General features: G+C 45.0%; 2 protein-coding genes. One reads left to right on the top strand and one right to left on the bottom strand.

Annotation, left to right across the window (positions count from 1 at the left end):
* Nucleotides 1–91: 91 nt before the first annotated feature.
* On the bottom strand, nucleotides 92–1,231 hold the full coding sequence (gene dnaN, locus QUA45_RS28400; RefSeq protein WP_006632140.1) for a DNA polymerase III subunit beta: 1,140 nt from the start codon (nucleotides 1,229–1,231) through the stop codon (nucleotides 92–94).
* A 1,087-nt stretch (nucleotides 1,232–2,318) separates the two neighbouring features.
* On the opposite strand from dnaN, the gene QUA45_RS28395 reads away from it, so the two are divergent.
* Nucleotides 2,319–2,840, top strand: a complete 522-nt coding sequence (locus QUA45_RS28395) for a MotA/TolQ/ExbB proton channel family protein (RefSeq protein WP_333223246.1) — start codon at nucleotides 2,319–2,321, stop codon at nucleotides 2,838–2,840.
* Nucleotides 2,841–2,898: the final 58 nt, after the last annotated feature.

The following is a 2,898-nucleotide window of genomic DNA, read 5'->3' as shown; positions in this document are numbered from 1 at the left end:
GGCTTAACCATAGACCCAGCTCAGGTTTGAGAGATTTTGTCCTATTATACTCTGCCTAGAGTGACAGAAGAGGACTACTGTTACGCTACTGTTACGCTCGAAGCTGAACTGGCATCACCAAGAATGTAGCATTGACTCCGCCTAAAGGCTGAAAAATTACAGGTGCAAGAGCACCGTTTAATTGCAGTTGAATTTCGGGAGACTGAGCAGTTTTCAAAATGTCAATTAAGTATTTCACGTTGAAAGCAATATCTATGCTATCTCCCGAAATCTGTGCGGGCATTGACTCTTTACCACAGCCGACATCTTTAGCATCTACAGACAAAGTAATTTCCTGATTCTCCTCGTCGATGCTGCATTTGAGAATATTATTTTTTTGGTCTGCAAACACGGCAATTCTTTCTACTGCTGCTAAGAACGATCGCCTTTCTAAGGTAATTTGCCGCTCAAAGGAGGGCGGAATCAACTGCCGGTATGCGGGATATTGCCCTTCCAAGGTGCGGGTTGTCAGCCGCTGGTCTGCCCACTCAAACACTACTTGACCGTGTTCAAAATGCAGGGTTACAGGTTCAGTCCACTGTCGCATCACCAGCATTCTTTCTACTTCCCGCAATGCTTTAGCGGGGACTGTCACCTCAAATTCTTCTTGAGTTTCTTCGCCTTCAGCTTTTTCATTTGCAGTTTGAACTACTGCCAATCTGTGGCCGTCTGTAGCTGCAAATTCCAAGCAATCTTGCAATACTTTTAAATGCACGCCTGCAAGTACCTGTTTTGCCTCGTCGGGGCTAGTAGCAAATAAAGTTCCTTTGAGTCCTTCTATCAAGGCTTCGGGTGGCAATTTGAGGATTGTTCCGGCTTCGATTGCGGGTAATTCTGGGAATTCTTCGGGGCCCATGCCTCTAACTTGGTAGCTGCCAGAACTGCAAGTGAGATATGCTACGGTGTCTCCGGCTTCGTCTTCTAAAGTAATCTCTCCATCCGGGAGTCTCGAAACAATATCGTTAAGCAATTTAGCGGGTATTGTAAAACTGCCGCCGCCTGTTACTTCTGCTGCGAAGCTGGTACGAATGCCCAAACTGAGATCGAAAGCTGTCAAGCTAACCCGCTGATTTTCCTCATCCGCTACTAAGAGCACGTTGGCTAGTACCGGATGTGTCGGGCGGGAGGGAACGGCCCGACTTACCAACGAGAGGTTGGCGTTGAGGTCACTTTGGGTGCAAACCAATTTCATGGTAGGAAGGTTAATTAACCGGATTTGAAACAGAAACAAATCGTATCACAGAAAGCCAGCGGGTCGGTTTTTCTGTGTGTAGGGCTTAAGCATGGGGCGCTTATTCCCGGTTTCTACGCAAAATTTTGCCTGTAAAAACGAGAAATCTTCGTAGAAACCGGGTTTCTGAGGTTAGCGCGCGTCGCGAACTATGTGTGTCGGGCGTCTAGGGCTCACCAGTTTTTTTTATTTATTTAATTATTTTTGTATCGATCGCCCTGTAGAAACTGTGGAAAAAAAGTTAATTGTTTGCTGGGCGTGACTTGTAGCTAAGAATTATATCGATTCCGGTTGCACTCCTTATCATTGTTGAGTGTTGACTGTTGACTGTACAGCGAGATCCTACTTTGCACGCTACAGTCCTTAAGCCTATGCTGTCACTTTCGGCAAAAAATAATCTGGAAGGCTTATAGCATAAGACTTTTACCAAAATTCTCGATTTGGGCCATTCTGTTAGAAAATAAACGCTCAAATGCTAGCTATATCTACAGTTAAAAATTTGGCTCTTATTTTTATTTTCCCAGAGTAACAGAATAGGGTTAAGAGCGTACCGCTTCGTTGCAGCAAGGGCGCAGATCTTACGAGCGATCGCCCAGCCGATGTGCGGACAGGTTCCAGTCTCACTGGGTTGGGCGATCGGCTGTTGACTGGGTGACAATGCCTCTGGAACCTTGATGATAAAAGCATTGAAGCCCATAAATGTCAAAAAAGATAGCGGATTATTGACAGCTTATTGACTTATAATATCGTCGGAGAGATCCTTGAACCTGATTCTCTACGATCCCCACTCTCTTTTCTTGAGTAACCAGGCGAAGATCCTTTCGCTGGCTCACTAAACTCAAAACCTTGACGCAGCATTGCTTTCAACCTGCTTGTCACCAGGTCGAGATCGGCTGGCGTTGATTCAAGATGATGTCAATTTCCTCGTATGACCTTGGAAGACTAAAATTCATCAGCCTTTGGTATTGGATATTTTATTGAGATAAATTATTATCAGTGCTGTAGAGCAAAATTGCTGGCACTGCCAGCGGTCAATTAGGAGAGGTGGATGAATTTTTCAGCAATACGTGAACAATTTTTGGCAGGCGGTATTGTCATGTGGCCGCTGCTGCTTTGTTCAATTCTGTCGGTAACGCTGGCGAGCGAACGCGCCCTATTCTGGATCAGAATTTACAGACGACAAAAGCAAGTTGCTCATGATGTTTTGCGGCTCTATCAACTCAATAACATGGTGAGTGCGATCGATAAGCTCAAGCAGAATGTTGACTTACCGATCGCCCGCATTTTCCTCAGCACGTTGCAGCTTGAAGAGGCGACACCTGAAGAATTTATTCTAGCGCTAGAAACCGAGGGAAAAATCGAAATTCTGCTACTGAAGCGGTTCAATCATATTTTTGACACGATCGTTGCGCTAGCACCATTGCTCGGTCTTCAAGGCACAGTATTTGGGCTAATGACCACATTTGCCTCGATTAACATTGGCAACCTTGCAGCGACAAATAAATCGGGTTTGACCGCAGGCATTAGCGAAGACTTGATTGCCACTTCTGCCAGGGTAAACGCATCTTAACTTTAACCCAAAATATGCTACACTTATATCCGAATAATTTTCTATGTAGTTTTTTGTA

The organism is Microcoleus sp. Pol12A5 (genome assembly GCF_036701435.1).
Taxonomy (GTDB): Bacteria; Cyanobacteriota; Cyanobacteriia; order Cyanobacteriales; family Microcoleaceae; genus Microcoleus.
Note: the sequence above shows the minus strand (reverse complement) of the source record. Positions and strands in the feature narration are given on the sequence as shown.

What these genes read in the sequence shown, in the direction of transcription:
- QUA45_RS28395 (WP_333223246.1), top strand. Translation starts at nt 2,319, where the DNA reads ATGAATTTTTCAGCAATACGTGAACAATTTTTGGCAGGCGGTATTGTC.
- dnaN (WP_006632140.1), bottom strand. Translation starts at nt 1,231, where the DNA reads ATGAAATTGGTTTGCACCCAAAGTGACCTCAACGCCAACCTCTCGTTG.